Raw genomic sequence first — 24,667 nt, 5'->3', positions numbered from 1 at the left:
TGTACTTATTTATGCCTTTTAAAATTGATAAACAATACGTTTATTTATATATAAATTTAAAACTTTTTTTTAGTTTGAAATTTTCAATAATAATTTAAAATCAATAACTTAATAAAACAAAACCCATTCATATATGAATTCTATATTTTTATATAAATTACGCTTGACCTAAATGCTTAACCGAGCAATCATTGTTAACAATATACAACTGTAAGAGAAAATGGAAATATATTTATGTCACACACTTATTTAACACCACAACAAATAGCTGATTTTCACCGTGATGGTTATATTATTGTCAAAAATTACTACAGCGCTGATGAAATTGAGCTATTACAACAAACTGCTTTTAATGACGATACACTCTATGAGCGAGCATGGGACAAAAAAGACGCCGACGGCGCTGTAAGTAAAGTCTGTTTATGGCAAAAAACAGGCGACGATTTATACAGTATGTTTTCTCGCGGTCGTCGCTTAATTGAAGTATGCGAAACACTTATTGGCGAAGAGGTGTACCACACCAGCACTAAAATTATGATGAAAGAACCATTTGTAGGTGGTGCCTGGGAATGGCACCAAGATTTTGGCTACTGGCATCGTGATAACTACATGCTTTATCCAAAATCAATTAGCTGTATGGTCGCCATTAATAAAGCGACGCAAGAAAATGGTTGCTTGCAAGTACTTAAAGGCTCACATCATTTGGGACGATTGGATCACAGTAAAACGGGTGACCAAAAAGGCGCCTGTTTAGAGTTTGTAGAAGAAGCAATGAAGTACCATGAACTTATCAATGTAGAACTTGAACCAGGTGATGTACTGTTTTTCCACTGTAATTTACTGCATAAATCAAATCAAAACCGTGCTGCAGAACCTCGTTGGTCAATGATCAGTGCTTACAATGCGATTAGCAACCAACCATTTAAAGAAAACGAAGCTGTTTATTATCCTTTAAATCGCGTTAACGATGATGCTATTTTAAATTTTAAAGCAAAAGAACGCACTTAAAGTAACCTTCTAGCCTAAACCAGCTTATGCATTATAGCCCAATGCATAAGCTGGTTTTTTTATATGGAAAATTCTGTATGTTAACCTCAGAGCAAAAACACCTTATACCTCACGCTACTCCTAAAAATGACGAAGACCCGCACGGGAAAATAATTGGCCAAGGTCAATTTAAATACAAAATAGACGCCCACTGGGGTAAGTTAAACCCAAATAAATACCCTATAGAAAATTGTCATGCGATGGTGATGGACTCACAAGGGAGAATATTTATGATCACCGATAACACGACTAATAATATTTTAGTTTATAGCCAAAACGGTGAATTACTTGACGCTTTTGGAAGCTCTTTTCCTGGTGGACACGCTATAAAAATTGTAAAAGAAGGCGAGCAAGAATTTTTATACGTTGTAGATAGTGGCTGGATTGTTAATCGCCACTGGGATGGTCACAGCACAGAGCAATGGGATAGCCCTACTAACAATGTCATTCCACAGGCTGGCTTTATTTCCAAAATGACCTTAGATGGCAAACTGATTTACAGTATTGGCCATCCACAAACGTGCGGTGCTTATAAACCCGAGCAACCTTTTCGCCCTACTGATATTGCCATTGCCCCCAATGGGGACTTATACGTAACCGACGGTTATGGTAGCGACTTTTTACTGCATTATGATAAACAAGGCCGCTATATAAACCATTGGGGCGGTCACCATAATGATGACGAAAATTACAATTTACACAACACCCACGGTATTGAAGTAGACTTACGCGATCCATCAAATCCCACATTAATAGTAAGCTCTCGTTTTGAGCAATGTTTAAAAGTATTTTCGTTTGATGGTAAGTACCTTGATAGAATTAGCGCTAATGGGGCATATATTGGCGGTCCCGTGTTCAAAGGCGAACTATTTTATGCACCTGTTTGCTGGTCGCATATTGACAATAAAAATGCTGACGACTCTGGCTTTATTAGTATATTTGATAAAAATAACACGCTCATAGCTAATTTAGGAGCACCGCAACCCCAGTACATAAACGGTGAACTACAACCGATGCAAAGTAACGGGGACATTTTTAATCACGTGCATTGTATTTGCGTAGATCAAGACGATAACTTGTATGTTGGCCAGTGGAACTCCTCTAAAACATACCCCATTAAATTAATAAAACAACCATGCTAAGTTTAACGCTCTGAGAAAAGTGTTTATTTTTAATAATGAGTACCTTGTACTCATTGTGAAGCATAAAACTCACAGGCTTAACAGCAAAAATACACCTAAAGCCATTTCTCGCATATTTAGTATTAGTTTATTTGTATCGTGTTAGGTGGTTGTAGCCATACTAGTGAACTACCCATCGACGCCACTACGTGTCGATCAATCGGCTTCTACAGTCTAGCTTTTGAATGCTAGGCTGCTTCTTTTTTCTCAGATCCAACAGCAAACTTCGATAGCTCGAAGACTTTTATTTTATTAGCTGCTTTCCGCTGAGAAGTGGGATTAACCCTTGCGACGATTCCAGCCGCTATTAAGTCTAACTCACCTGTGTTCGCTATGCTTTTAGCCGCTGAAAGGTCGCGATTTTGATTCGCTCCGCAAGCCACACAAATGAAATGTCTATCGTTCAATGTTAAAACATGGTGCTGGCCGCATTCTGCGCAAATCCCAGTCGATTTTTCAAATCGACCAATTTCATGATAGAGCTTGCCTTCAAGCTCAGCCTTGTATTTTGAAAGCTGAGTTATCAGAGCCATCACATTGTCGGCCACCATGCTGCCATTGAATTTTTGCATCGCTTTTACGTTTAAATCTTCAAACACTAAAATGTCATTTCCATTGGTTATCTGTCGTGAGATTTGGTGTGCAAAGTCGAGCCTTTGCCTTGAGATTTTACCGTGTAATTTATTGATGCGCTGTTTTGTTTTGTGCCAGCGATTTGAGCCTTTATTTCGGCGAGCAAGCTGACGTTGCAATTGATTTAATTTTGCTTTTGATTGCTTTAAAAACTTTGGATTGTCGCCCACGTAGCCGTTCGAGCCAACTACCGTTTGCTTTGAGTTAATGTCAAAACCTGTGATTGTTTTTAAAACGCGAAGCGCTGTTTTGCACTCCACTTCTTGAGTAATACTGCATTCCCATTTACCGTGGCGATACTGAATAGTTACCGTTTTGATTTTGCTCGCCAGTTCGCGATGTAAAATGATAGGCACTTTACCAACTTTTGGAATACTGATAGGCCATCTTCAATACGGATGCAATTAGAATTGTTTACCACTCGAAATGAATCGTTGTGAAGTTTTTTCTGTTTGTATGAGATTTTATGCTTTGGAAAGCGCTGCAAACGGCCTTTCGAGATTGCGTTCTTTAACGCTGTTTCTAAGTCGCGAGCAACTTGCTGAGCTGCTGCCGAGTCAAAAGATTTAATCCACGTAAACTCTTCAAAAGGCTTTATTTCCTTAAGAAGCGAGGCCATATCTTTGTAGAACAAGAATGTTTTATCGAACTCATATCGACGCCTATTTTCAGATAGCAATAAGTTCCAAATACCACGCGCTGTCGCGCCAAACTCTATGAGTTTAGCTTCTTGTTCTGGCGTAGGATTCAGTCTGTAATTGTATCTAAGCGTCTTGTTCATATACTGTATAGACTACTGTATATGAAAGGGTTGTCAAGATGGAATATGAAACTAAATCACACTGCAACTATCTAATAGCGTTACATTTAATCTTAGTTGTGAAATATAGAAGGCAATTGCTACAAGGTAACTTAGGTGAATGTGTAAAACAAAAAATCTCTGAAATTGCAGAGCGCTCAGAATTTAATATTGAAGAGATCGAGGTACACAAAGATCATATACACATATTGCTTACGATTTCCCCGACCATTTGTGTTGCGAGTTATGTTCGTAGAATTAAACAATCAACGACACAAAGCCTATGGTCGAGATTTAAGTAGTTGAAAAAGTAATTCTGGATCGAGAAAACCTTTTGGTCTGACGGGTATTTTGCTTGCTCAGTTGGAAATGCTTCTGCTGATACAATTCGAAAATACATTCAAGATCAGGGCTAGTTATTCCGATTCATCCCATCGACGCCGCTTCGCGTCGAACAATGGGTTTTCTCGGAAAGATTCGATAAAAATAAAAACTGCGAATCTATTATATAGATAAACCCGCAGTTTGTTTATTACTTAACCTTTATTACACCTTTTTAGCGAGTAATACGTTTACTCATTTTAAAGTTTTGTAGTGTAAGTGAACTAACAGCGCCGCCAGTGTCTGGAAATGTCACTTCAATACTATTCGTTTTTGCAAGGTCGCTATAAGGTACCGGTATTTCAAGTACACCAAAGAAACGTTCGCGTCCTAACCCTCCATTAACCTGGTCGTACCCTCTAAAATCAGTAGGTACAGCGACTTTATTACCATTAACAGTAACCGTAGGTGTAAGCGACTTACCATGAGGACGACCAACACCTAAGCGTAATACTGCCTCGCCATTAGTTCCTTTATCAACGTTATTAATTGTAAAAAACTGAGTTGAGTTAGCAACAATATCTTTAACCACAGCACTTGCGTAGTGCTTAGTTTCTTGATTAATATTATTAATTATCACATTACTTTGATGACTAATTTTAATGATCATCGTTGACTCTGTACCCAAATTAACTAAATCAGGTAATACTGTACTATCGTTATCATCAAGGACTGGTTTACCTTGAGCATCAGGATGTAAATGCTTAATGTTTACGCCAGTAACGCTATTAGAACCACCGCCTAAAACACTTAAATCAATATTGGTTGGTGAATTTTCAAGGCTGTTTAATACCAAATAAACATCTTTGCCATCAACATAAGCATCTGCTTGTATATCCAAATCACTCGCCCAGCTATCGATTCGCGTCCCTTTAATATCTGACCAAAGCTGGTAAAACTTAACCATTTCGGTGTAAACCCACTGCTCGCCGGTTTCACCTTCTCCCTCTTTAGCTTGACGTAGTAAACGCCAGTAATACGGAATGGTATCGCTTATACGGCCCCACTCTGCTTTTAATGGAATAAACGGTATGGCTTTATCAATACGGTTAGGCCTTTCCATAAAGCTCATAAGCATAGAGCTCATTGCTTTTAAACATAGCCAATCACGTTGCGGTGTCCATTTAGTGCCAAAAGACCCTTGCAGTTGCGATCCATATTCCGAAATGACTATTGGTTTAATACTCCCCCATTTATAAGCCATGTATTGCTCAACCATATCAAGAGTCGCTTCCATGTTACTACCTTTACGGTATTGCTCTTGATGTTGACCACCAGGGCCGCCTGGAAAGTTTGGAAAATCGTATAAGTGCATCGAAATAAAATCCATTTTATCTCCTGCAATATCTAGAAATGCCTTGTCGCGTTGCTTCCAATTATCAAAATAGTTTGCCCCTTTTTCATAATCAGGAAATGCCACTGTAAAACCGCCTACTTTTACATCGTTCAATGCTGAATTATTATGAACTACATCTGCAACTGAGTTATGTAGCCTAAAGATGTCATATAGACTTTCTTTGTCATAACCTTTATGAGGAAAGTCGTGTAGTTCAAATAGTGGCTCGTTCATAACTTCAAGGTATGTTGGGCGCTTTTGACCTAGAGTATCTGATGCGCCAGCTTTAAAGTACTTTTGTAAAAACTGCGCCATATAATCACCAAGCGCGGTGCCTAGTGGTTCGCCGGCAGTATCAGTTTGCGAAAAAGACCAGTTTTGGTTACCAATTTTAGTACCATCTGGGTAATAAGGGTGCTGCTGTGCTGCGACAATTAAATCACTGTTACGCCCTTCATGCTTTCGCATTGCTTTAGCTTCATCTGTGGTAATATTGGAGTAATTCCATTTAACACCGCCACCATTAGTTGTAGCCGTTACCGCACTTGCATAACCTGGTTTAGCCGAATCTTCTGGTAACTGTGTTAATTGATATTTCATGCTGCCGGTATCGCGGCCAAAATATACATCATAATTTTCTAAAAAGTTCGTCATTAAATTAGGATCAGCATTAGGCGCATTTAAACTTTGAGCATTATTTCCAAACCAGTCACTTTCGGTATTAGATGAGTGCAATGTAATAAACTTACGACGATCAAAACTATCAAACTGACCCACCGCATGCTTAGTATCAATATTAAACTGTACCTTGACTGTATCGTTACTAACGTTTGCACCGCTATTTACTTGTTGCTCAACAACAAACTTACTTTGATTTGCACCACACTGCGATTTAACAACTAAATTACTACCGTCTGATGTGTTAGTTGGTTGAACACATTTACCTCCTGATACATGCTTAATAGCATTAGCCGACGTTTTAGTAAACTTCACTCGGTTATCAAAGTCACAACCCGACCACAAAACAAGTTGCTGTCCATCGACGGGGTTTGCTAAGCCGCCAGGGTGGACGCATAAACCCGACTTAACGTGCTTTATACTCCCACCAGATGTCCAGCTAAACCCTGCTGCATCACCGCTACAGTTATTGTTTAATACTACTTGAGTACCATTTACTGCATTATCAGCGGTTCTAAAACACATTTGTGAAGACGTTTGTTTAATAACAGTGCCAGCGTGTGCATTAAAAACGCTTGAAAGTAATAGCGCGCTCGAAATCGCGCAATACAATGAGCTTTTTTTCATTTTTTGTTACCTATCTTGGTGTGAAAATTAATCCTTTGTGTAAAGGCATCGAATTCACAATCAATATAATGTTAACAATTAACTGTATGCAACAATAAATTAATGATTTGTTCAAATTTCACGCTTTAGTACCATAAATAGGCACGTGAATTTAAAGTTTAAATGAACAACATGAACACAATATTTATAGTTACAAATAATAGTCACTTATAACACACACGACAAAAAACAACCGTAAGCATATGTTACTAAATACTTTTTAATTTATCGGCATGAAATAAGTACAAGAATTAAATTTTTATATATGCACTTAGTTTTTTAAGAATATATTTTTTTACGACAGATTCGAATTGATATTTTAGAGGTTAAACTGTTAACAATTATTATATTTTATACTTAGACATTTAAGTAAATTGGAAGTTTTAATGAATGTAATTATTAAGATGGCTGGTCTAATTTGTTAATAAAGCAGTATTACCAAAACATTAACGAGTTTAGTTATGCACCCAGATATACAAAACAATCTTAAAATAAGACCTGCTCACATCGCCTCATTTATTGTGTTTTTATTAGTATCTATGTCTACACTTACCGCCACAGATGCTGTATGGCCTTCAAAAACCACTTACAAATATGCAAACGTAAATGGTAAAAAAATATTTTATCGAGAAGCAGGCAAGCAACATGAGCAAACAATTGTACTTTTACATGGTTATCCGTCGTCATCACATAGCTACCGTGAGCTTATTCCGCTTTTATCTGGGCGTTATCATGTGATAGCACCTGATTATTTAGGCTCAGGTTATAGCGACCGCCCAAACCCAGAAACTCAAAAATATACTTTTGAATTACTAGCTCAATACGTTGAAGGGTTACTCACAACGCTTAAAGTAAAGCGCTACAGCCTATATATACAAGACTTTGGAGCGCCCGTAGGCTTTAGAATGCTGTTAAATAATCCTAATAAACTTGATGCACTTATTGTACAAAATGGTAATGCGTATTTAGAGGGGCTAACCCTACCGAGGCAAGCATTTTTTAAAGCCGCGAATGAAGATAGTTCGAAAGCTCAGCAAGATAAAATTTATTCGTTCACGTCTGAACAAGCCATTATTAATAAGCAGTATTTACGAGACGTACAAAGTAACCCAGAAGTGATGAGCCCAGATAGCTGGACGCACGATCTTCACTTTTTACAAACCAAAGCCGATAGAGTAATTCAAGTGCAATTGCTACAAGATTACTACAACAACCTTCTCGACTATCCAAAGTGGCAAGCTTATTTACGCAAGTACCAACCACCAACGTTAATTGTATGGGGTAAAAACGACCCAGCATTCATAGCCGAAGGCGCTAAAGCATACTTAAAAGATGTACCGAACGCTGAACTCTATTTACTCGATTCAGGGCACTTTAGCGTTGAAGAAAAACCAGTAGAAATTGCAAAGTACATTATCGACTTTATGAATAAGCTAGCTCAATAGTAAGCCTTTTATTTTGGTTTAGTATTTATAGCGAACATAAAAAAACGCTGAGGGTATAAACCATCAGCGCTTTATTAAGCTCAAGCTAAATCCACAAAAATCACATTTAATATGGATAAGTTATACTTTTATGTATTTAACCTTCTTCTTCAATAAGCGACTCTAGTAGGTCGTGTATTTCAGCTTTAAGCTCTTTGTCTTCAATTTTATTGGCGCTGACTTTAGCATTTTGAAGGTTTTTAATAGCTTCATCTTTTTGGCCAAGCTCAAGCTGTAATGTAGCCATTGAAAAAGAAACCGACGACATGTGATCTTTGTTATTAATCGCAATCGACTTTTCTAATGCTTTTTCGTAAGTAGTAATTGCCTCTTCTAACTCTTCGGTAAAATCAGCTAAAGTTTCCCATTGTACAGGGTGATCTTTTGAGGTGTTTTCGTTTTCAATACAAATAGCTTTTAATTGAGCAAATAACGACTCAAACTTTTCACGGTTATTTTTGTTAGCCGCCGCCATTAAATCTTCTGCTAGATCATGTACCGCTTTATATACTTTTGTATTCATCATCACTGGTTATCCTTTAATGCAGCTAAACTCATTTACTCACTCAATTTAGCTAAAATGTATCATTACAGTCATTATAAAACGTATTTAAACAACTGATTTATTTAATTTGGTGTATAGCGTAATAATACATTAATAATGAACATCGCGTAGGCGTTAAACACTCTGAGATTAAACTTTATCGCAATTACTCTTGGTAAACTTACACGCTGAATAAACTTGCAACCCAATCCAACGTAAAAATGGTCGTAAAGACTTTAAGTGCAATGACAACTAAAAATAATAGGATGATTGCCGCTTTGGCTTTGCTACTTTTAAGATTGTTCCAATACAATAGCTTTGCATTAAATTCTGTTTTTAACTTAGTGACAGCCTCCTTCATAATAACGCCCTGCTTAGGTATCTGCGCTCAGCAACATTTAACAATCACACAGTTGCTCAAGCGGGGTTTGTAATATTTTTCGCTACCTTTAGAGTAAACCATTAAATAAAGCCTGTACTATATAAAATGTAACAAAGGGTTTTAACTTAAGTTATTGTATCTAACTATTGTTTACACACCCAAAAATTAAAGGATGGGTAAATTCAGTAGAGCGTTAATAATAAATTTGGTGCTACACTAATAACTAACTTAAACTCGTTAACAGCCAACCAAATTAGCAAATTATGAAAGAATGCAACCAGTGTGGTAAATGCTGTATTAAATATGGCGGCGGCGATTTAAGCGCAACGAAAGAGGAAATAGATTTATGGGAGCTCTTTAACCCCGAAATTTATGAATACGTTAAAAACAACGAAATTTGGTTTGACCCAAAAACAGGCTTAAGACTTCAAGTGTGCCCATTTTTAGAAATTGCGCCTAAAAAAGATCCTCTCGCTAAAAATATGTATACCTGCAGTATTTACCTCGACCGCCCAGAGGACTGTCGCCACTACCCAAGCCTCATTCCTGAAATGATCAGAGACGAATGCGAAATGATTGAACCTATCGACATAAAAAATCAAACCAGGGCTCAACATAAACTAGATATACTTATGATTGATAGTCGGTAACTCTCTTTTAAACTGCAACAGGTTATTGGTTATTTTTTTATTTTTAAATAAGAGTAAACGTGTATACCAACAACCTATAGCCACAACAATAGAGCCAAAGCAAATTACAAATAAGGGTATTATAGGCTCATTCCATCCCATTGGAATAATTATAATAAATGGAGTTACACTCGCTAAAAGAACCATAGGTAAATTAAAAACATTAAATTTTTTTAATAAAATTGATATTGGTACCCCATAAACAAGTAGTGCGGGATAAACATAAAATAAGCTTCCGCCAACCATTAAGGCATCTGTTTTCTTTTCGGCCAATAGCACAAGTAAATATAATACACATAAAGATCAATCACTAATGCATACGAATTATGCCATCTATTTTTAAAATTTAATAAGACTTCTGTGATAATTAAAGATTGTCTATGAATTTAAAAAGCGGACGAATAACAACTAAGGCCACTAATAATTAGTGACCTTGCTTTTTATATCATAACAAATAGTTAGTTTTTTAAATTAAATATCATCACTGTACTCAAACGCTTGGAGCGTCACGCTGCTAACAAATCCGCCATCATCAGGATATGTAACTAATATTGTATTATTGGTTTTTAACAGCTCGTTTGGTACTTCGATTTCTAGCATACTAAATACTTGTGGGCGAAATACTTGCTCATCACCGGCATAATCGGTTGGTACAGTAACTAAAGTGTCATTTACTTTAACGATAGGTTGTTGAGCTAAATCATGCTCTCTACCAAAACTTAAACGCAATATACCTTTACCATATTCACTTATTTTTACATCGTTAATGTTAAATTTAAGCGCTGTATTGGCTTTAATTGCCTGTTTGTAGGTTGTTGCATAGTATTTATACTCGTCAGACTCAGCAATAATTTTTATATTGTCGCTGAACGTATATTCAATAATTACTGTGGCTTCTGCGCCTATGTTAATGCTTTTTGGTAACTCATTTTTTACACCAATATTTTGTGATGTTGTTGTAAGTGTTGGCTCACCATTAGCAAAGTGCAAGTGCTTAATTTTAATGTTATTAATCGGATTGCTTGGTAGCTCTGTTAAATTTAGCAAGGCGCTATTAGCACTTGTTTCTAAATTACTGATAATTACATATGCTTTGTTATTGTTTACATAACTATCTACTAGTAAGTCGGCTTCGTTTGATTCAGTATTAACACGTGTGCCATTTACATCTGACCACAATTGATAAAATTTAATAATGTCGGTGAATACATATTCATCGCCTGTTTCACCTGTTTTTTCGTCATTGTGGCGTAGTAAGCGCCAAGCATAATCGCGTCCCTCATTACCACTCCACTCTGCTTTTGCTAAACTAAATGGAATGGCTTTAAGTATGAGATTCGGTTTAGCCATAAATTGCATCATCATAGGGCTAAACGATTTCATAGTTTGCCAGTCATTTATTGCAGTCCATGGCGTTGCTTCTGTTTTATGGTCACGCCCGCCGTATTCCGAAATCATGAAAGGTTTTACCTTACCTAGTTTAAGCTTTTCGTATTGCTCCATCATATCCATAGTGGCTTCTATACGGGCTCCTTTAAAGTTAGCAACGCCTTTATCGCGGTTTAAGTAGCCAAAGTCATAAAGGTGAATCGAAAAATAATCCATGTATTCACCGCTGGTATCTAAAAATAGCTTCATTCGCTCATCCCAACGATTGAAATTGTTATCGTCAAACCATGGAAAGGCAGTGGTGTACCCACCAATCTTAATACTTGTATTAACTTTTCGTATGCCTTGGGCTACTTCGTTATGAAAAATAAATGTATCGATAGGCTTACCGTGATGTACATCAACAAGTTCGTAAAGTGGCTCATTAAGTATTTCAAGGTATTGTGGGCGTGCTGGGCCTTTGTTCGGTCCTTGGTTGTCATTTCGATAAAATTCATTTACAAAATGTCCCATGTATTGACCCACGGCATCGGTATTAGCAAAGCTCCATTCGCCTTTGCCTTTATGATTACCAATCCAAAACTGATTAATTTGCCCGCCTATCATTACATGGGCTCTATTGTCGTATTTATGAAGCTTCGACAACGTTTTACCATAATAATCTTCGCGAGCAGTTTTGCCATAAGCAGCGATACTCTCAGGGCTTGCGTACCCTAGATTATTTGGGTTTTGCTCAACTTGAGTCGCGTAATACGGCATAGAACCGTTATCACGACCAAAGTACACATCAAGGTCGTTAAGTAAGTAGTCGAGCTTATCTTCTTCCCCCTTCCAATCGGTTGTTGTTAGCATCGAGTGCATAACAATATATTTGCTTCTATCAAAGGTTGATAGGCCGTCAATACTTCGCTTTACGTTTAAATTTACGGATACTTCTGGCTGTGCGACTAAATTGCTTGATGCAGTACATGCAAATGCAATTAAAAGTGAGCTAATGACTTTCATGGGTTATTTCCTTATTTTAATTGTGTGTGAGTTTTGCTTTCTAATTGAGCAAAAAAGATCATAGTTTTAGCTACATGTTCGTGCCAATACTCCCAGCAATGGGTGCCTGCAAAAATATCGAACGTATGAGGAACATTTTCATCAACTAGCTTTTTTGCAAGCGCAGTATTAGCACTAAAAAGTACATCGTCTTTTCCGCAATCAAATCGCAGTGGCGGTAATGTCTTTTTATTCGCGCTCAATGTTTTAAACACGTCGCCTTTGTACTTATCAGTGGTTTTTTTTAGTGGCTTTAGAGTGTGTTCATCAACAAAGTGATTAAAGTCGTCAAGCTCAGTAATTGATGAATGCGCTGATATACCGCTAAAAATAGTTGGATGCTTTGCACCTAAACATAATGCTCCATACCCTCCCATTGAAAGGCCCGTAATATAAATATTTGATGAGCTCGAGCACATTGGTTGAGTTTGAATAACAGCGCTAATCACATCATCAACTATCCATGCTTCATAATCTGCATTTTTAAGTGGCAAATACCCGCTGCCCTCGGCGTGCGCGCCATCTGATGGCATCACTAATACAAACTCGTTAAGGCCACTGCTACGAAGCTGCTGATACACTTTATGTACGCCCCCTAGCTGGCTCCACACCCAGTGGCTACCATACACACCATGCAGTAATACAATTATAGGTACATTTTTATTACTGGTTGCTTCTTGGTAAATGCTTATATCACCTCGCCCTTTTAAGTGGCTGCTATACGCGGTTAGCGTTACAAAGTTATCAGCGGTGTAGCTGCTATTTGATATTTCTAAACGATGAATTGCCATTTTATACTCCTTTAATCATCAAACACGACGACACCTTTAGCGATACGCCCTGCTAGCATGTCGTCAAAGCCTGTTTGTAACTCATCTAACGAGTAAGTTTTTGTGACTAGCTCATCGAGCTTGAGCTTTTTTGCGTCATAAAGGTCTAGTATTTGAGCAAAGTCGCGCTTAGGATTACATTGCCCGTAGAGCGGATTTATATAAATTTTATCCCACTCAAATAGTTCGCAATCAAAATCTATTTTTTGCTCAATGCCACTCACTTGTACCGCAACTCCCGCGCTGCGTATTAATGCTAATGGCGCTGAACCAAGTGCCGGCACTGCTGTACACTCAAAGGCATAATCGGCTCCGCGACTATTTGTTAGCGCTTTAACTTCGTTTATCATGTGAACTAAATCAGGGTCATACTTTTTAGCAAGTACGGTATGTGTAGCACCAAATGCTTTAGCTTGTGTTAATCGCTCCGGTGACAAATCAATTGCTATTATTTTAGCGGCGCCTGAAATTGCAGCCCCTTGTATTGCATTTAGTCCTACGCCTCCACAGCCTAATACGGCCACTGAAGAACCTGCTTTTACTTTAGCTGCATTAACTACTGATCCGTAACCGGTCATTACGCCGCAACCAACAATACTTGCACTTGGAAAAGGAATGTCACTGTGTATTTTTATAACTGCAGCAGCCTTAACGACGGTGTATTCGCTCATCGTACCTAAATGAAATGAGCGCTCTAAGCTATTGCCATTATGCTCACACGCTTGTTTACCTGCGTGTCCGCATAAACCATTGCCAGTTACGGGGCTATTTACTTCACAAATGTGTAAATTACCCTCTTGGCACTGGAAACACTCACCACACGGAATCGCCCAATTTAGTATTACTTTATCGCCGATAGTAAATTCCGTTATACCTTCGCCCAACTCAACAACGGTTCCTGCGCCTTCATGACCAATGATAAATTTTTTATTCCACGTTTTAATTGAATCCCAATCTGTATGACAAATACCTGAGGCTTTTATTTTAATTTTTACTTCGCCAGCACTTGGTTTTCCGACATTAACGATATCGAAGAAAAAACCGCCTTTTCCATCTGCAATTGCAGCTTTTGCCTTGTACATGTAGACTCCTAAGTCTCTAAATATAAGTATTATGTTATGAAGCAACCGACAATTTACTGTGAACCGTTTTGTATAAAAGACGGTTACGATTTCGAAATTCATCATGTAAGTTATTTTCAGCACGATAGCTATTCATGTTTTATGCACTTTCATCAGGTGCATGAATTTATATTTTTTGAACAAATTGACGGCACTTATTTTTATCATCAAGGTGAATCGATTCTTTCTGATTTTGAGGCCGTTTTTACACCCGCTATGGAAACCCACGACTTTGCTTTAAATCCGCGCCCTAAATCTTGGTATATTGTGCAATTTATGCCTGAACGCCTTAATAATCAGGCCTTACAAGAATTTATAGAATTACTAAAAACTGGTTTGCATTTAAGCTTTAGCATTGAAATACAAAAAAGGATTCATAAGTTGCTCGCTTGGATGCTTAGCGAATTTAACGAAAATCCTAAAAGTAAAACCTGTGCTCAACTGTTTGATAGCTTAATCACTATGGTGTGCGAATATGGTAAAAGCAGTTTATCTAAGCAGCAAACGTCATTAAGTAGCTCAGCAAGTTTTAAAAAGCTTGCTCCGGTAATTAATGAGCTTAAAACAAATAACGGCCTTAACCTGTCACTTGAGCAAGCCGCAGCCCTTTGCCATTTATCACCTTCGTATTTTTCAAGGGTATTTAAAAAGCACTTTAGAGTGCCTTATTCCGACTACCTGATTCAGCACAAGTTATATAATGCCGCACGGTTACTCGGGCAAAGTGATGTTTCGGTGACTGATATATCTTACGATTTAAGCTTTTCTAGCCCGTCGTATTTTATTAAGCAGTTTAAACATCACTTTAAAGTGACTCCGCATCAGTATCGACAGCAGTTACGCCTGAAATAACTGAGGTTTTGCAAGTGCTATAGTCAAATTGTTCAATACCTGTTTGTTTACCTTTAAACCTTGCTTAATAGCCTGTGTGCCAAGTACATAGGCCTTTGCATAATTAACAGCTTCCACACAAAGCAGTGTGTCGTTATTAAAGTACCAAAGTGAAAATTGACCGGGAGCTTCTTGGCGCTTAATAATCTCGTTATAGCCTTGTGATAAACCTACTATTTGTAATTTATATTCGTATTGATCTGACCAAAACCAAGGGAGTGCAGGAGCTGACGTATTATTTTTAGCTAAAAACTGCGCAGCAACTTTAGCTTGGTCAACTGCGTTTTGTACCGACTCAAGTCTGATCCAACGATTATAAATTTTATTAAAATGAATAGTGCAATCACCAATTGAGTAGATATCAGGGTGTGATGTTTGGCATACGTCATTTACTTTTATGCCTTGCTCAACCACCAGCTCAGCATCTGTTGCAAGTTGTGTATTTAGCCTTACACCTACGCCAATTAAAATAAAATCGGCGGGATACTCACTGCCATCACTACATTGCACATAATGTTTATTGTTTGTGTGCTTAATTTGTACAATATCTTTTGCTGTTTGCAGGTCTACCCCCTTCGTTTTGTGTAAATCAGTTAAAAAGTTAGACATAGCAGATGATGTGACTCGCGATAGTATTTTTTCTTGTTTTTCGATAACCGTTACTTTAGCGCCAAGTGCAATAAAGGATGACGCCGATTCAAGGCCGATATAACCTCCACCAATAATCACCACTTCTTTGTTAGTGCTTGCACTTAGCGCTTTTTTTATTGCTACGGCATCACTATGTGTTCGCATTGCGAAATATTGAGAGGTGCCATATTCATCTACAGTTTCACTAAGGCCTGTAATTGGAGGAATAAAAGCTGAGCAACCGGTTGCGATTACTAATTTATCAAATGCTAGATGCTTATTATTTTCAAGAGTAACTATTTTGTTATCTTTATTAATTGCAGTAACACGCTCACCTAAACATAAATCTATATGGCTATCTGTGTAGGATTTTTGCACCTTTAAAGGTATTGATTTTACCTCTAACGATTGCAGCGTTTTTTTAGACAGCGGTGGCCTGTGATATGGCAGTTCAGGATCGCTATCGAGTAATATAATTTTACCCAGCCAACCTTGCTGGCGTAAGTTAAATGCAAAGTTAACGCCGCCATGGCTTGCACCAATAATAACAACGCTTTGCTGCAGTGAGTTTGGCTCTAATTGTGTGTTTTGCATAATGCTGTACCCGCTTTTAATTGGCTACTCTGAAGGTCATACCATCAATATTTTCAGACACCTCAATTTGGCAACATAAACGGCTGTATTGCGTTACGTTATCGTCCAGCTCTAGCATGTCGCTTTCTACCTCATCGGGTGTACCTACTTTTTTAAAGTCATCCGGTGTTAAGTAAATATGACACGTTGCACACGAACATACACCGCCACAATCACCATCAATACCAGCAACACCATTTGCTGATGCCAGTTCCATTAGCGAGCCACTGTCGCCCTCTACTTCAACTGCATCGTTTTTTTTGGTTATAAATATTACTTTCGCCATCGTATTAATCCTCTACTTTTACTTGTTACTGTATTTATTTAACTATTTTCTACGGTGTTTTTATTTTGATTTAAAGCTAACGTGCAGACTGTTAAAGCCTACCTTTCTTGAAAACTCACCGAGTTTTTCAATATTTTCATCTGCTTTTATTGTCTCTATTTGAGCAACTTTATTAGCAAGTGATAACACTAGTTGACGTAGAATTTGGCGGGCATGCGTTGCGCCCAAACAATTGTGATGGCTAAAACCAAAACTAATATGCGGGTTAACTTTTCGATCGAAGTCGACATTGTTGGGATCTTTGAATACCTTTTCATCGCGATTAGCCGACGCCCAACATAACGAAACTCGTGTGTCGGCTTTTATAGCGTGCTCACATACGCTTGTGTCTTTCGTAGCGACACGGCCCATTTGCGTAAGCGGCGAAAAATAGCGAATTAGTTCTTCTACGGCCCTGTTTAATATTTCAGGCTGATCATCAATACGCTTTAAATCGCTGATGTTTTCGCTAAAGTAGGCAATAGAGTTTGTGATCGCGTTTATAACGGTGTCGCGCCCCCCTGCAAAGGTGAGGATCATCACACCTTTTATTTCTTCTTTACTCAGCTTTTTACCGTTCGCCTCTGAATTTAAAAGCACTGAATATAAATCATCACCAGGGTTTAAAATGGCGTTTTCTATTTGCTCATCAATGTAGTTGTATAGAATATTGGCTTTATCGCCATCAAGGTCACTGCCTTCACTTCTAAATACATGAGTACCCCAATCTATCCATGTTTGTGCTTTATCCATTGAGGTATTAAGTAAAAGCGTTAACGCTTTAGATTGAAGTGGTAAAGCAAATTGTGACACCACATCAAACGACTCTGCTTTAAAGGCGTTTTCAATGGTTTCATCAATAATGGTTTGTAAACGCGCTTGGTAACATTCATCTAATGGGCGTTTAAACCAAGGGTTTAATAGTTCACGAAAACCGCCGTGCTCAGGCGGGTCTACTTCAAACGGAATTTGGCGTGTTTCACGTATTGCCACTTCTGATGGAATTACAATACGTCCAGGTTTAGCACCCGATTGAAAAACAGCACAATTATGCGCTGCTTTTCGTACATCTTTTAAGCCTAAGATCATATTTACAGGATCGTTTTGGTCATCCATTTGACCCATTCCTGTTACTTTTCGTTGCTGTGCAAACGCATCGGGAAACTCGCTAATACCAGTTACTTTTGACGTCATAATGAAACCTAATTTCTATTATTAATCTATTTTTGTTACACCATTTTAATCGCAACTTTATTATACAAATACACTGATTTTGCTTAAAAATGGTAATTTAATGCTCTTTATTGCTATTTTAAATATAAAAAAGCCAGCAATTAAAGCTGGCTTTTGACGGAGTTGTGAGAGCCCCTAACTAATTAATTTAAAGCATTGAAATAAAACTATTCTCGGCGTTAATTACAACCATCGGGTTTACAGCAGACTTAGCAATTTGGGTTTGTGTAAAATAATCAATAGTTGCAATACTAATCACAATTTAACTTTATAAAAGCGTCCACAAAATCAGTATTCATAAATTTAATCTTATGACAAAGAGGTAATTATTCATTCCTTGATAAATAATCTCTACGCTGAATTTGTGGACACACAACAACTCTTTTCTTTTGTTACTAATTTTTGTATTACGACTGTTTAATTAAATGCTTTTTCACTAGTTGAGGGTCAAATTCTACACCCGTACCTATTATATCTGGAGCGCATGCTTGGCCATTTTTAAGCCTTAAAGGACGTGTTGTATATTCATCTATAGGGAATGAATGAACTTCTAAAAAACCAGCGTGAGGCTGAGATGCCAACAGTGATACATGTAGTTCATGCATGCCATGGCTACAAATTGGCAAGTTGTGTGTATATGCCATACTTGCCACGTGTAACCACCCCGTAATACCGCCAATGTTTGACGCATCAGGCTGTAAAAAGCCTAACTTAGCTTGCTCAATCGCATAACCAAACTCGTGCAATGTATGCAAATTTTCACCCATTGCAAGCGGTATTGAAGTCGCTTGTGCTATGCGAGCAAAGCCTTTGTAATCATCAGGTATAGTCGGTTCTTCAAACCAGGTTATGTCGTATTTTTCAATTGATTTAGCAAAACGAATAGCTTGCTCAACAGTCATTGAGTAATTGGCATCTACCATAAGTATTTTATCTTTACCTATTAGCTCTCTTACTGCGGCTACACGTTCTATATCTTCTTTAAAGTTGGGTTTACCGACTTTAATTTTTACTGCATTAAAGCCACGATTTAAATAACCATCTATATTACTAAGCAGTTTTTCTTGGCTAAAGTTTAAATCTATTCCGCCTGCATAGCATTTTGTTTGGTCACTGCTACCACCCGCAACTTGCCATAATGGTGCATTTAAGCGCTTACACTTAATATCCCACAGCGCTATATCAACTGCTGAAATCGCAAAGCTAAGTAGTCCACCTCGGCCAACATAATGAAGATCCCACTGCAATTTGTCCCAAATTGCCATGATAGACATTGAATTTTTCCCAATTAATCCGGGCTTTATTTCATCGTTAAGGAGTGAATAAATTGCGCGACCACCTTTGCCGCCAGTGTAGGTATATCCCATCCCTTCATACCCGTCGTGAGTCATAATATGCAACGCAATAACTTCAAAGTGAGTGTGATCGCCATGCTTTGCATCACTTAACACTTCTGCTAGCGGAATTTGGTAATACTCGACTTTTACACTTTTGATTGTTTGTGATGATACTTTCATTAAGCCACCGAATTAGTTTACATGACACTGTTCATTGTTAACAATTTACAACAGGTGTTTGTTGTTGTAAAGGTTATCTGTTTAATTAAGCGAAATTATCCGAAGGTCTGTTGATCTTTGAGAATTAAAATTTGTTCAAACTCGAGGCTATTTAATCGCAGCGTGAGATTTGTAACCTAGTGGCCTAAGTGAAAACCGAGCAAAGCTTCCGCGTCCTGCTCACGCCCCTTACCTTCATTCATGTAGGCAACAAAGAGTAAATAACCCCTATCAAGCGTGCTTATAGGGGCTTTAATTTAACAATAGAATAACAAGACTATTTTAAATCAAGTGCCAATAGCTCTGTATGCGCTGTTATATAAACGCGGTTTTGTGATTGGTTAAACGTTAGATTAGCACTAATATTTGGCATTTCAATTTGAGCTAGTAGCTCAGCATTTTTATTAAATAACCATAACCCATTGGGACCTGTAGCAAATATAATCCCACTTTTATGTACCTTTAAACCATCTGGTAAGCCTTGGTCATGCTTAATTGCTGGTGGTAATTCTTGACATCCTCCCCCACCTCGCTAAGCGCCTGAACAAGTTCAGGAAAGGAGGGGGATTCCGATTAGTTTAAAACCATCGGGGCTTTGTGATCACTCACAATGCAAGTTCCTGCTTCAACAAGCTGACTAATGTCAATCTCTCCACAGGCTAGAACGCGATGACCTCGCGCTAAAATATTTAATGCGCCAACATGATCCGCATTATTTTGATAACAGCACTTCACACACTCAAACTTAGACTGCGTTAATCGGTTATCTTTTGATTGATGATCACACGCCGGACACGTTTGACTGGTATGTTTCGGATCAACAAAAATAACCTGACCGCCGAGCCAATCCTGCTTATATTTCGGCATCTCTTTAAACATTCCCCATCCTTGATTGAGAATGACGCGGTTTAAGCCAGATTTTTGTTTTACCATTTTTCCATACTGCTCACTGTTGCCTTTGCTGTTTTTCGTCATATTTCTAATTTTAAGATCTTCTAGCACGATGATTGCGTGGCTTTTGCTCAACTGTGTTGAGATCTTATGTAATTTGTCATGACGAATATTGGCAACTTTCGTGTGAAATGTTGTGATCTTTGCTTTTAATTTTTTCCAGTTACTTGAAAATTTCACTTTTCTAGCAAGTTTCTTCTGTAATCGTTTGATCCTGATTGTCTGTTTACTGGTATCTATCGGCTCCACAAAACTGCCATCAGAAAGGGTAATTAGGCGTTTCACGCCTAAATCTCCGCCAATCATGGCGTTTGATGGGTGCTTAGGTGGTGCGACTTCTTGTTCAACTTGGATTGAAACAAACCAGTGCTTACCTTTTTGTGAAACAGTGACGTTTTTAGCTTTACCTAAAATAGCTTGGCTTTTTCTAACATTAACCCAACCGATTTTAGGTAAAAAAATACGTTTCCCATTCTTGTCGATTTTAAAGCCTTGAGGAAAACTAAAGCTATTCACCTCTCCTTTTTTCTTAAAAGTAGGCATCCGTTTGAGTGGTTGGTTTTTATCGAATGCGTCTTTAAAGGCGCGTTCAAGCTGTTTTAATGTTTGTTGGATAGTTTGTGCGGGCGATAGTATTAAAAAGCCATACTCCTCGCTTTTCTTCCAAAGTTTGGAAAAGAAATCCAACTCTTGGTAGTAGCAAATCTTTTGCTTATTCTGTAACTTAAATAAGTTAATCGCTAAGGCTTTATTCCACAAGAATCGACAATTTCCCGCATATTGCGCCATTTTAGCGTTAATATCGGGTGTTGTTTTTAAGCGGAATTTATAAGCTTTGCGAATAATCATACTGTTATTATATACAGTCAATAAAAAAGGAACAACCCATTTAGTCACTTCGCGACTATCGCCTTATATCACCGACCTAAAGGAACGGTGTTTTACGGCAAAAGTTGTTGAAGTACTCCTAGATAAAATAAAGATTTACTTACCACTGCACCACTGTCATTTAAATCATACTGATACCACGCAGGTTTATTAGCATTAGATGCCGCCACATATAACGTTTTATTATCAGCCGATAATGCGACCCCATTAGGATAAATAACATCACGATCCAATAAGGTAAGTTCCCCTGTATTTTTAAGTGAATATACCCCCTGAAACTTAAGCTCTTTGCCTTCATCATCTAATTGATTAGGTAAACCATAGGGTGGATCACTAAAATAAAGCATGCCTTGGTCGTTAAAAACGCCATCGTTTGGGCTGTTAAACTTTTGTCCATTATAATGACTTACAATTTGTAGGTATTGTGGTTTAGGCGTGCTTAATGGCGTCTTCATTTTTGATATAACACGTGAGCGCGATTGCAAAAGCACAAGCTCATTTTGTTTATTTACAATTAAACCATTTGAATAGCCACTATGCGCTAAGTACAAACTTGCACCTTTACCTGGTGTATATTTATAAACCTGATGATTAGGTATATCAGAATATAATAAATATCCTCCTTGATTAACCCAAACCGGCCCCTCTAGCCAGTCATAACCCGAAGCGAGGGTTTTAACATGGCTATTTAAGTTAAGCACTTCAAGCGCTTGCTCATTAAATATTTTGTAGGGGCCTTGCTCGAATAAAAGTGTGTTACTTTGCTTAGCAGATACACCCAAACAGAGAACACACAATGCGCTTAGTATATATTTAATTTTTAGCATTGTTATACCTGCGTTCATATAACGATTTATTCACGCTTTTAGCTGCATCAACAAGCGGTTTGTAAGGAATGTCAGCTACATTTACAAAGCCTACATTGTAGTTTTCACCATCGTATGCTCGCCCAGTTAGTGGAGAGTCTATGTATTGAAACCAATGCGCACCAACAAAATATGGGTTATCTATAACGCTATTCATATATTTTTTGTATTTAGTACCACGCTCTTGCTGAGATTGAGTGTGTATAAGGCCTGGGTTTAATAGCCCAGAATCAAGCGCACCATTATGAAATTCACCTATTATGCTTGGCATGTCTATATCAGATAAAAATGCCCAAAAATCTTCATTTAATCCCTCTCGGTAATAGTTGTAGCTCATCACATCTACATGCGCGGCAGAGGCGGCTCTTATTTCAGGCGTCATACCCCAGTCAGCAAAACGTGCTCCCATATTCAGCTGGTTGGGAAGATGTTTAGCTATAGCCGCGTCAACCACTGCAAAATACTGATTAGCATAATGAAATAACATCGCTGATAAATCGATATTAGTTTGCTCGTTAAACTGCGTGAGTGTCACGCCTGCAGCAAACTCATCCCATGAGGAAATACGTGTATTCCATGCTTTATTAAGTTTGCTAATTTGGCTGTACTTATTTTTCATTAAGGTTACAAATTGCGCTTTTGTCGGGCTATTTTGAGCATTATTTTTAAGTGTATTAATTGCAATGCCGTAACGTGCGGCGTCAGAATTCATCATCCCCCAGCTTTTTTCATTATCAATAAATACACCAACACACCAAGGGCTGTTTTTAACTTGCTGGGCTACTTTTGCAAGCGTTACATCTGCGCGCTCAACGAATAATGGATCAAATGGGTCAGGTAATGGGCTCCAGTAGTCGTTACCACTGCTTACCGTTTTGAAATTACCAATGATCCACGCATTAGCAAAGTAAGGTAATTGGTTAGTATGGTAATAGTCTTCTTCTATCCAATTGCCAAAAGAAGTAAAGCCCCATGAAAGCATGCGTTTTACAGTGGTATTTTGCCACTGTTTCATTAAGTCGTTGTTGTTATGGGTTTGATATTTTCGCTCTAAATTAGCGCGATAAAAGCTAAACGTTTCACCTTTTTTAATTGCACCACTGTGAACTTCGCGTCTGTAGCCGTAATTATCTGCTAAAGGGTTATTTTGCTCGGGTAGCCAATTAAACATATCAGATCTTAGTGTTGAGCTTTTATAACGTGTTGACCACGCAGTTTTTGGAGCTGGATTTAATCCTAATGAATCCTCTGGTGTTAAATCATTAGCTTCGCGCTGCTTAATATAGCTTTGGTCAAAATCGTAACCGGTTATGGTTGAAGTATTTGCCATACGAACGTTATCAATGCCGGTTGAAAAAAACAGATAACCTTCTGGGTCGACTAAACTCCATTTCCCTTTGTATTTTTCAGTTCTAAAATATCCCGTTGCCTTTAATTGTGGGCCGTTTTTCCAGCCACTATATTTAGAACGTCCTTTCATTGGTGAGTTTTGTAAGTTAATTTGCTCTTTTTGAGAAATAACTTGTAGCTGCTCTGTTGAAGATACTTTGTTGGTAAAGTCTAATTTTGCATTTTGCCCAAATTTATCAACTAACCCTTTTAGATAGTTAGTATCAAAATTAGTTGGCTTTATAAGGCGTAAGTTGTCTATTAAAATTCGTTTATCGTCAAGTAGCCCTTTTACTCCAAATGATATTTTTACAATGCTGCTAACGTCGATATTTTTTTGTCCGCCTCTATAGATTATTGGCGTATAACTGCTTTTCCAACTTGGTGGGTTTGAGCGAATACCTGAATTAACATTTAAATTTGCGCCTTTTAATTCTATGTAATACGTATTTTGAGACTTTGCTGGCACAACAACACTTCGAGTTTGAAATTGTCCCGACTTGTCTATTGTCTTTATGTATAGGTGAGTAGAAGCCTCATCAGGGTTTTGTATATCAAGTGCAAGGGCAAAGTTTCCTGTTGCTTGCCAATCCCATCCTTTTGGATTAATGAATTCAAAATCACTTTCTACATTAGATTTAGATTTTAATGTAACCGCTAGTTTATGGTTTCCACCTTCCTTTATTAATGTACTAAAGCCATTAATTGTATTTATATATTGGCTGTAATTATCCTGTTCAAAATCAAAAATTATATGCTCTTTTTTTAATGGAGTGGCTCCTTTAGTTGAATTTTGATCTGAAGCTTTCGCATTGTGACACCCTGCAAGTACCGATAAACAAAAAAACGAGGATGCTAATTTTACACTATAAGGATTGAGAAACATGTTGGCCTACTATTGTGCGTGTTTAAATGTGTACTTTTGAGCAATAATTGATAGCTAAAAAGCGTTAAAACTACACAAGATAATTACACAAACGACGATATAAAACAATTAACTGTTAACAATGTAATGGATTTTAGAAGTGTTTTATAATAGAGGGAGCTATTAAAAAATATAAATTATAGGTAAAAAACATAAAATTCAATACTTTAAACACT

20 protein-coding genes and 2 pseudogenes are annotated in these 24,667 nt (G+C 37.7%); 6 read left to right on the top strand and 16 right to left on the bottom strand.

The window, feature by feature from the left end:
- Positions 1-234 precede the first annotated feature (234 nt).
- Together GQR52_RS03530 and GQR52_RS03525 are read left to right on the top strand one after the other, a co-directional pair.
- Positions 235-1,008 carry a phytanoyl-CoA dioxygenase family protein gene (locus GQR52_RS03530; protein WP_007378079.1) on the top strand — a complete coding sequence of 258 codons (774 nt, stop codon included), beginning with the start codon at positions 235-237 and terminating at the stop codon, positions 1,006-1,008.
- Positions 1,009-1,085: 77 nt separating this feature from the next.
- Complete coding sequence (locus GQR52_RS03525; protein ID WP_165727464.1) at positions 1,086-2,189, top strand: 6-bladed beta-propeller; 1,104 nt, start codon at positions 1,086-1,088, stop codon at positions 2,187-2,189.
- A gap of 227 nt (positions 2,190-2,416) precedes the next feature.
- Here GQR52_RS03525 and GQR52_RS20490 read toward each other — a convergent pair whose 3' ends face one another.
- Together GQR52_RS20490 and GQR52_RS20485 are read right to left on the bottom strand one after the other, a co-directional pair.
- On the bottom strand, positions 2,417-3,217 hold the full coding sequence (locus GQR52_RS20490) for a transposase (protein WP_346774277.1): 801 nt from the start codon (positions 3,215-3,217) through the stop codon (positions 2,417-2,419).
- Positions 3,169-3,642 (bottom strand): helix-turn-helix domain-containing protein, encoded by a 474-nt coding sequence (locus GQR52_RS20485; protein WP_240914449.1) that lies wholly within the window; start codon positions 3,640-3,642, stop codon positions 3,169-3,171. Before GQR52_RS20485 ends, GQR52_RS20490 begins: the two co-directional genes overlap by 49 nt.
- A gap of 38 nt (positions 3,643-3,680) precedes the next feature.
- Between GQR52_RS20485 and tnpA the strand changes: the two are divergent.
- Positions 3,681-4,076 (top strand): annotated as a pseudogene (tnpA, locus tag GQR52_RS03515) (IS200/IS605 family transposase).
- 140 nt (positions 4,077-4,216) lie between these two features.
- On the opposite strand, the gene GQR52_RS03510 reads toward tnpA, so the two are convergent.
- Positions 4,217-6,682, bottom strand: a complete 2,466-nt coding sequence (locus GQR52_RS03510; protein ID WP_165727463.1) for a ricin-type beta-trefoil lectin domain protein — start codon at positions 6,680-6,682, stop codon at positions 4,217-4,219.
- A 500-nt stretch (positions 6,683-7,182) separates the two neighbouring features.
- Between GQR52_RS03510 and GQR52_RS03505 the strand changes: the two genes are divergently transcribed.
- Positions 7,183-8,166 carry an alpha/beta hydrolase gene (locus GQR52_RS03505; RefSeq protein WP_165727462.1) on the top strand — a complete coding sequence of 328 codons (984 nt, stop codon included), beginning with the start codon at positions 7,183-7,185 and terminating at the stop codon, positions 8,164-8,166.
- A gap of 136 nt (positions 8,167-8,302) precedes the next feature.
- Here GQR52_RS03505 and GQR52_RS03500 read toward each other — a convergent pair whose 3' ends face one another.
- Complete coding sequence (locus GQR52_RS03500) at positions 8,303-8,731, bottom strand: hypothetical protein (protein WP_007586178.1); 429 nt, start codon at positions 8,729-8,731, stop codon at positions 8,303-8,305.
- Between the two features lie 663 nt (positions 8,732-9,394).
- On the opposite strand from GQR52_RS03500, the gene GQR52_RS03495 reads away from it, so the two are divergent.
- Complete coding sequence (locus tag GQR52_RS03495) at positions 9,395-9,781, top strand: YkgJ family cysteine cluster protein (RefSeq protein ID WP_007586180.1); 387 nt, start codon at positions 9,395-9,397, stop codon at positions 9,779-9,781.
- Here GQR52_RS03495 and GQR52_RS03490 read toward each other — a convergent pair.
- The 4 genes from GQR52_RS03490 to GQR52_RS03475 all read right to left on the bottom strand — a co-directional run bounded on the left by GQR52_RS03490 (position 9,752) and on the right by GQR52_RS03475 (position 14,165).
- Entirely contained in the window at positions 9,752-10,066 is a 315-nt protein-coding gene (locus GQR52_RS03490; protein WP_165727321.1) for a hypothetical protein, read from the bottom strand. The two genes, GQR52_RS03495 and GQR52_RS03490, sit on opposite strands and share 30 nt — an antisense overlap.
- A 225-nt stretch (positions 10,067-10,291) precedes the next feature.
- Complete coding sequence (locus GQR52_RS03485; protein WP_165727461.1) at positions 10,292-12,214, bottom strand: beta-agarase; 1,923 nt, start codon at positions 12,212-12,214, stop codon at positions 10,292-10,294.
- An 11-nt stretch (positions 12,215-12,225) separates the two neighbouring features.
- Positions 12,226-13,044, bottom strand: coding sequence for an alpha/beta hydrolase-fold protein (locus GQR52_RS03480; protein WP_165727460.1), 819 nt, complete (start codon positions 13,042-13,044; stop codon positions 12,226-12,228).
- A gap of 11 nt (positions 13,045-13,055) precedes the next feature.
- Complete coding sequence (locus GQR52_RS03475) at positions 13,056-14,165, bottom strand: Zn-dependent alcohol dehydrogenase (protein WP_165727459.1); 1,110 nt, start codon at positions 14,163-14,165, stop codon at positions 13,056-13,058.
- 36 nt (positions 14,166-14,201) lie between these two features.
- Here GQR52_RS03475 and GQR52_RS03470 point away from each other — a divergent pair, with 36 nt between their 5' ends.
- Positions 14,202-15,056, top strand: a complete 855-nt coding sequence (locus GQR52_RS03470) for an AraC family transcriptional regulator (RefSeq protein ID WP_240914448.1) — start codon at positions 14,202-14,204, stop codon at positions 15,054-15,056.
- Here the strand turns inward: GQR52_RS03470 and GQR52_RS03465 are convergent.
- The 8 genes and pseudogenes from GQR52_RS03465 to GQR52_RS03435 all read right to left on the bottom strand — a co-directional run bounded on the left by GQR52_RS03465 (position 15,042) and on the right by GQR52_RS03435 (position 24,452).
- The gene (locus GQR52_RS03465) at positions 15,042-16,319 is read right to left on the bottom strand and encodes an FAD-dependent oxidoreductase (RefSeq protein WP_165727458.1); all 1,278 of its coding nucleotides are present in this window, start codon (positions 16,317-16,319) and stop codon (positions 15,042-15,044) included. The two genes, GQR52_RS03470 and GQR52_RS03465, sit on opposite strands and share 15 nt — an antisense overlap.
- 16 nt (positions 16,320-16,335) lie before the next feature.
- Positions 16,336-16,644 carry a 2Fe-2S iron-sulfur cluster-binding protein gene (locus GQR52_RS03460; RefSeq protein ID WP_165727457.1) on the bottom strand — a complete coding sequence of 103 codons (309 nt, stop codon included), beginning with the start codon at positions 16,642-16,644 and terminating at the stop codon, positions 16,336-16,338.
- Positions 16,645-16,704: 60 nt separating this feature from the next.
- Positions 16,705-17,877, bottom strand: a complete 1,173-nt coding sequence (locus tag GQR52_RS03455) for a cytochrome P450 (protein ID WP_165727456.1) — start codon at positions 17,875-17,877, stop codon at positions 16,705-16,707.
- A 446-nt stretch (positions 17,878-18,323) separates the two neighbouring features.
- Positions 18,324-19,433 carry a mandelate racemase/muconate lactonizing enzyme family protein gene (locus tag GQR52_RS03450; RefSeq protein WP_165727455.1) on the bottom strand — a complete coding sequence of 370 codons (1,110 nt, stop codon included), beginning with the start codon at positions 19,431-19,433 and terminating at the stop codon, positions 18,324-18,326.
- A 316-nt stretch (positions 19,434-19,749) separates the two neighbouring features.
- Positions 19,750-19,965: pseudogene (locus tag GQR52_RS20480) on the bottom strand (SMP-30/gluconolactonase/LRE family protein); the annotation flags it as partial.
- A gap of 80 nt (positions 19,966-20,045) precedes the next feature.
- On the bottom strand, positions 20,046-21,320 hold the full coding sequence (locus GQR52_RS03445) for a transposase (RefSeq protein WP_346774276.1): 1,275 nt from the start codon (positions 21,318-21,320) through the stop codon (positions 20,046-20,048).
- A 44-nt stretch (positions 21,321-21,364) separates the two neighbouring features.
- On the bottom strand, positions 21,365-22,138 hold the full coding sequence (locus tag GQR52_RS03440) for an SMP-30/gluconolactonase/LRE family protein (RefSeq protein WP_240914447.1): 774 nt from the start codon (positions 22,136-22,138) through the stop codon (positions 21,365-21,367).
- On the bottom strand, positions 22,125-24,452 hold the full coding sequence (locus GQR52_RS03435; RefSeq protein WP_165727454.1) for a beta-galactosidase: 2,328 nt from the start codon (positions 24,450-24,452) through the stop codon (positions 22,125-22,127). The genes GQR52_RS03440 and GQR52_RS03435 overlap by 14 nt, the downstream gene beginning before the upstream one ends.
- Positions 24,453-24,667: the final 215 nt, after the last annotated feature.

Source organism: Pseudoalteromonas sp. 31A1 (assembly GCF_011378815.1).
GTDB lineage: Bacteria > Pseudomonadota > Gammaproteobacteria > Enterobacterales > Alteromonadaceae > Pseudoalteromonas > Pseudoalteromonas arctica.
This window is presented reverse-complemented; position numbering and strand designations above follow the sequence as displayed.

Excerpts from the sequence above, each read along its gene's own strand:
- GQR52_RS03530 (WP_007378079.1), top strand. The coding sequence starts at position 235 with ATGTCACACACTTATTTAACACCACAACAAATAGCTGATTTTCACCGT.
- GQR52_RS03525 (WP_165727464.1), top strand. The coding sequence starts at position 1,086 with ATGTTAACCTCAGAGCAAAAACACCTTATACCTCACGCTACTCCTAAA.
- GQR52_RS20485 (WP_240914449.1), bottom strand. The coding sequence starts at position 3,642 with ATGAACAAGACGCTTAGATACAATTACAGACTGAATCCTACGCCAGAA.
- GQR52_RS03510 (WP_165727463.1), bottom strand. The coding sequence starts at position 6,682 with ATGAAAAAAAGCTCATTGTATTGCGCGATTTCGAGCGCGCTATTACTT.
- GQR52_RS03505 (WP_165727462.1), top strand. The coding sequence starts at position 7,183 with ATGCACCCAGATATACAAAACAATCTTAAAATAAGACCTGCTCACATC.
- GQR52_RS03500 (WP_007586178.1), bottom strand. The coding sequence starts at position 8,731 with ATGATGAATACAAAAGTATATAAAGCGGTACATGATCTAGCAGAAGAT.
- GQR52_RS03495 (WP_007586180.1), top strand. The coding sequence starts at position 9,395 with ATGAAAGAATGCAACCAGTGTGGTAAATGCTGTATTAAATATGGCGGC.
- GQR52_RS03490 (WP_165727321.1), bottom strand. The coding sequence starts at position 10,066 with ATGGTTGGCGGAAGCTTATTTTATGTTTATCCCGCACTACTTGTTTAT.
- GQR52_RS03485 (WP_165727461.1), bottom strand. The coding sequence starts at position 12,214 with ATGAAAGTCATTAGCTCACTTTTAATTGCATTTGCATGTACTGCATCA.
- GQR52_RS03480 (WP_165727460.1), bottom strand. The coding sequence starts at position 13,044 with ATGGCAATTCATCGTTTAGAAATATCAAATAGCAGCTACACCGCTGAT.
- GQR52_RS03475 (WP_165727459.1), bottom strand. The coding sequence starts at position 14,165 with ATGTACAAGGCAAAAGCTGCAATTGCAGATGGAAAAGGCGGTTTTTTC.
- GQR52_RS03470 (WP_240914448.1), top strand. The coding sequence starts at position 14,202 with ATGAAGCAACCGACAATTTACTGTGAACCGTTTTGTATAAAAGACGGT.
- GQR52_RS03465 (WP_165727458.1), bottom strand. The coding sequence starts at position 16,319 with ATGCAAAACACACAATTAGAGCCAAACTCACTGCAGCAAAGCGTTGTT.
- GQR52_RS03460 (WP_165727457.1), bottom strand. The coding sequence starts at position 16,644 with ATGGCGAAAGTAATATTTATAACCAAAAAAAACGATGCAGTTGAAGTA.
- GQR52_RS03455 (WP_165727456.1), bottom strand. The coding sequence starts at position 17,877 with ATGACGTCAAAAGTAACTGGTATTAGCGAGTTTCCCGATGCGTTTGCA.
- GQR52_RS03450 (WP_165727455.1), bottom strand. The coding sequence starts at position 19,433 with ATGAAAGTATCATCACAAACAATCAAAAGTGTAAAAGTCGAGTATTAC.
- GQR52_RS03440 (WP_240914447.1), bottom strand. The coding sequence starts at position 22,138 with ATGCTAAAAATTAAATATATACTAAGCGCATTGTGTGTTCTCTGTTTG.
- GQR52_RS03435 (WP_165727454.1), bottom strand. The coding sequence starts at position 24,452 with ATGTTTCTCAATCCTTATAGTGTAAAATTAGCATCCTCGTTTTTTTGT.